The sequence below is a fragment of the uncultured Thiocystis sp. genome, from assembly GCF_903866365.1.
Classification (GTDB): domain Bacteria; phylum Pseudomonadota; class Gammaproteobacteria; order Chromatiales; family Chromatiaceae; genus Chromatium.
This window is the reverse complement of sequence record NZ_CAIPNF010000199.1, coordinates 1-3996: the sequence shown is the minus strand read 5'-3', so window position 1 is coordinate 3996 and position 3996 is coordinate 1. Positions and strand designations below refer to the sequence as shown.

Below are 3996 nucleotides of genomic sequence, written 5' to 3'. Positions count from 1 at the left end.
CTGATTCTATGGAGGTCTGAGACGATCGCCATGGCGAACTTCAACTCCGAAACGTGAGATCCCTCCATCGAAAGTTTCCTCGAAGGTATCGTCAAGTCGACCATCGACCACGCCGCCCGCAATGACAAGCTGGAGCCCTTCGATGTCCTGGTCCTCAAGACCCTATTCCTGATCCGCTACGTCGACGAAATTCGCGGCAACCTCGACAACCTGGTGACCCTGTTCATCGACCGCATCGACGCCGATCGTCTGACCCTGCGCCACCAGATCGAAGCCAGTCTCCAGCGGCTGGAAAAGGAAACCGTCATCGGGCGCAACGGCGAGGACTTCTTTTTCCTCACCAACGAAGAGCGCGACATCAGCCGCGAGATCAAGGATGTCGACTTAAGCTCGGCGAAAGAGGCCAAATTCCTCGGCGAGCTGCTGTTCGAGGACGTGCTCAAAGGTCTGCGCAAGCACCGCTTCGCCGATAACGGCAAGGATTTCGGCCTCAACCGTCTGTGCGACCTGCACCCGCATGGTTCCCGCACCGAGGGCGATCTGGTGCTGTCGGTTGTCACCCCGCTGGCGGACGACTACGCACTCTACAGCGACGGCAAATGCACCCTCCAGAGCGCCGCCGACGGCGGTCAGCTCATCCTCCGATTCGACGACGACAAGACACTGGGACGGGAACTGCGTACCTACCTGCAAACCGACAAATACGTCGGTCGCAAAAACGACGGCACCGCGTCCACCACCACGGTCAAGATCCTACGCGAACGCCAGGAGGAGAATCGGGAGCGCCGCCAGCGTCTGGTTCTGCAACTGGAACAGTTATGCCGGGAGGCCGGCTATTACGCCGCCGGCCAGCCCATCCAGCCCAAGGGCGGCAGCGCCGCCTCGACCCTGACCGACGCCCTGAACTACCTGATCCGCAACAGCTTCAACAAGCTCGGCTATCTCGCGCACCTCTCCGCCAATCCGCAGGCCGAGATCAAGGCCGTGCTCAGTGCCACCGACGCGGACGATCTGGGGTTCTCGCTGGAGGCGGGGCAGGGCAACCAACCGGCGCTTGATGAACTCCTGAACTACGTCAACCTGATGACCAGCGCCCATAAGCCGATCATCCTGGAAGACCTGGTCGAGACGCGCTTCGGTCGGCGTCCCTACGGTTGGCCCGAATGGGAAGTGGTGCTGCTGATCGTCCGTCTGGTCAGGAAGGGCGACATCAGCCTGGCGAGCGACGGCGCGACCCTGCCCCTCGACAAGCTCCATGAGGCCGTCATCGCCCCCAGCAAATGGAAGCGCCTGCTGGTCGTCAAACGTCAGAGCGTCGATCAGGGGCAACTCCAGGCCGCGCGCCATCTGGTCAAAGAGGTTTTCGGCAACCTCGCCCCGGACGGCGAAGAGGCCCTCGACGCTCACCTACGCCTGCAACTGGGCGGTTGGCGAACCAACCTCAGCCAGTACAAGACGCTGGCCGACACCGGCACCTATCCCGGCGGTCAGGCGATCGCCGATGCGTTCGGCGTCATCAACAAACTCCTGGCGGAGACCGCGAGCGTGGGGCTCATCGGCCGGTTCCTGGAGCGCAAGGACGACCTGCACGACCTTTCCGACGAGGTCCACGAGCTAACCAATTTCTACACCAGCCAGCGCCCTGCCTGGGACAAGCTACGGCAAGCTCAAACCCGCTTCCAGCCCAACCGCGACTGGCTGGATCGGGACGGCACCGCCGCCAAGGCCCTCGCACGCATCAAGGAGATCCTGAGTGCCGCGGCGCCCTATGGCCTGATCAAAGAGGCTGAGGCCCTGATCCAGACCGTCGAACGGGTTAACGACGCCTTGGTGACCCAGCGCCGCGACCAGATCCTGCCCGGCATCGATGCGCAACTCGCCAAGATCCAGGTCGAACTGGACGCCGCCAAGGCCAGTGGCGATCTGCGCAACCAGTGTCTCTATCCCTTGCAGCAGCTCAAGGGTCAGGTCGAGAGCCAGAGCAGCCTCGCGCATATCGGCCAAGCGGCACAGCAGGCGGTCGAACTCAGCGATGCCGCACTCGACAAGATCGAGGCGGCGCTGAAGAAGCCACCAGGAAAGCCCCCAAAAATCGGCGATCAGGATGCCCCGCCGGTCTATGTGAAACCGCGCCGCGTCGTGAAAGCCACGGCTTTTGTGCCGGGAACGTACCTGGAAACCCAGGCCGATATCGACGCCTATTTGAGCAAGTTGCGTCAGGCGCTGGAGGCCGCCATTGCCGACGGCGAACGGATCGAGATCCGGTGACATGCGTTGAACCCATCTCCGGGGACGCCTACAATGCTTCAAGTACCCCTTAAACGGAGACCTTGAGCATGCAGACCGTCGGTATCAAAGCCCTGCAAACCAATCCAGGCGTCCTTGGCAAGGCCCTCGACAATGGGGACTATCTGCTGATCACCCGGCGCGGCAAGCCGATCGGGGTGGCGGCCGCCTTCGATGACAAACTGCTTGATCTTGGATTCCGGAAATGGCTCGCCATCCGCGCCTTCCAGGCGGGCGATCTCAGTCTGGGTCAGGTCGCGCGGATCTTCGAGAAGCCACGCGACGCCACGATGCGGCTGCTGTCCGATCTCGGGATCCCGATCGCCGACTACGCTCTCGCGGAAGAGCTGGACACCCTGCAACAGCTCGGCGGTCAGTGAATGCGTGCCATCGTCAGCGATACCACGGCGCTGATCGTGCTGGCGGCCCAGGATCGCCTGGAACTGCTCGGTGCCTGCTTCGAGCAGGTGCTGTTGCCGCAAGCGGTCTATCGGGAGTGGCAGGCGGGCGAGGCCGGACTCGATCAAACCCTTGAACGTTTGGCGTTCTTCCAGCTCGTTGCGGTCGATGACGGCGACCTGCTGGACGAACTGCGCGCCATGCTCGATCCGGGCGAGGCCGAAGCCCTGACCTTGGCCAGACAACGCGGATTGCCGCTCTTGGTGGACGAAAAGAAGGGGCGCACCCTGGCGCGCATGATGGGGATTCCCGTGCTGGGGCTGGTTGGTGTCCTGTTGCTGGCCGTGCAGCGCGGGATCCTCGATCCACCAACCGCCAGGGCGATCCTGGATGCCGCCAGAGACCGCGGATTTCGCTTGTCCGACGCACTCTACCAGGCGTTTGTCGGGCAGTTGAGTGAGTGATCCGCTTCCTGCTCCCTTTCCCAGCCAAACCAACGTCGACGGCAAATTCCTCCTGAATCGCCAGACCGCCAGGTGCTATATTTTACGAAACACTGATCGATCAATCCTGCGCAAGGAGTCAACCCATGGCGTCCGTGACCCTCTCCAGCAAGTTTCAGCTCGCGATTCCCAAGGCCGTGCGCGAGGAACTGCACCTCCACGCCGGTCAGAAATTTGCCGTCATCACCACGGGCGACATCATCTCTCTGGTTCCCATCCCCGAGCTGGCCGAGATGCGCGGGATTGCCAAGGGCGCGGATACGAGCAACTACCGCGACAGAACAGACCGCCTGGATCGCGCTGAATGATTCTGGTCGATACCTGCGGCTGGATCGAATGGTTGGCCGATGGTGTCCTGGCCGATCGGTTTCAGCCTTTTCTGGAACCTGCCGAGACACTCATCGTCCCCACCGTCGTTCAGTTCGAATTGTACAAATGGCTGGAACGCAACGTCAGCAAGGAATCGGCCATGAAAGCCATAGCCCGCACCACCCGTTCTCGCGTCGTCGATTTCGACACCTCCACCGCCCTCCTGGCAGCAGAATTGAGTCGCGATCATGGCCTGTTCTTCGCGGACGCAGCGATTTACGCCAGTGCCCGGAAACACCAAGCCGAGCTGATCACCGCCGACAACCACTTCGCAGGACTACCCGGCGTGACCTATTTTCAGAAAGGGGGGTGGTCGGTTAGTGCCTCCACGCCCTATATGTTGTGGTCACCACTTATAGCCATGCGTCACTGCGGCTTCAGTGACGGGCTCGGTAACGACCGCCTGCTCCATGAGTCGGCGGAAGACGAGTCCACGGCT

General features: G+C 61.9%; 4 protein-coding genes and 1 pseudogene. All 5 read left to right on the top strand.

The window, feature by feature from the left end:
* The first annotated feature begins 66 nt into the window (after window positions 1–66).
* Window positions 67–2268, top strand: coding sequence for a BREX system P-loop protein BrxC (gene brxC / locus QZY07_RS11390; RefSeq protein ID WP_295402535.1), 2202 nt, complete (start codon window positions 67–69; stop codon window positions 2266–2268).
* A 68-nt stretch (window positions 2269–2336) separates the two neighbouring features.
* Window positions 2337–2666 (top strand): UPF0175 family protein, encoded by a 330-nt coding sequence (locus tag QZY07_RS11385; RefSeq protein WP_295402533.1) that lies wholly within the window; start codon window positions 2337–2339, stop codon window positions 2664–2666.
* A complete protein-coding gene (locus QZY07_RS11380; protein WP_295402531.1) occupies window positions 2667–3149 on the top strand; it encodes a DUF3368 domain-containing protein in 483 nt (160 codons plus the stop codon). It abuts the gene before it with no gap.
* Window positions 3150–3274: 125 nt separating this feature from the next.
* On the top strand, window positions 3275–3496 hold the full coding sequence (locus QZY07_RS11375) for an AbrB/MazE/SpoVT family DNA-binding domain-containing protein (RefSeq protein ID WP_295402530.1): 222 nt from the start codon (window positions 3275–3277) through the stop codon (window positions 3494–3496).
* A pseudogene (locus tag QZY07_RS11370) lies at window positions 3493–3822 on the top strand (type II toxin-antitoxin system VapC family toxin); the annotation flags it as partial. The gene QZY07_RS11375 and the pseudogene QZY07_RS11370, both read left to right, overlap by 4 nt.
* Window positions 3823–3996 lie beyond the last annotated feature (174 nt).

Excerpts from the sequence above, each read along its gene's own strand:
- QZY07_RS11385 (WP_295402533.1), top strand. The coding sequence starts at position 2,337 with ATGCAGACCGTCGGTATCAAAGCCCTGCAAACCAATCCAGGCGTCCTT.
- QZY07_RS11380 (WP_295402531.1), top strand. The coding sequence starts at position 2,667 with ATGCGTGCCATCGTCAGCGATACCACGGCGCTGATCGTGCTGGCGGCC.
- QZY07_RS11375 (WP_295402530.1), top strand. The coding sequence starts at position 3,275 with ATGGCGTCCGTGACCCTCTCCAGCAAGTTTCAGCTCGCGATTCCCAAG.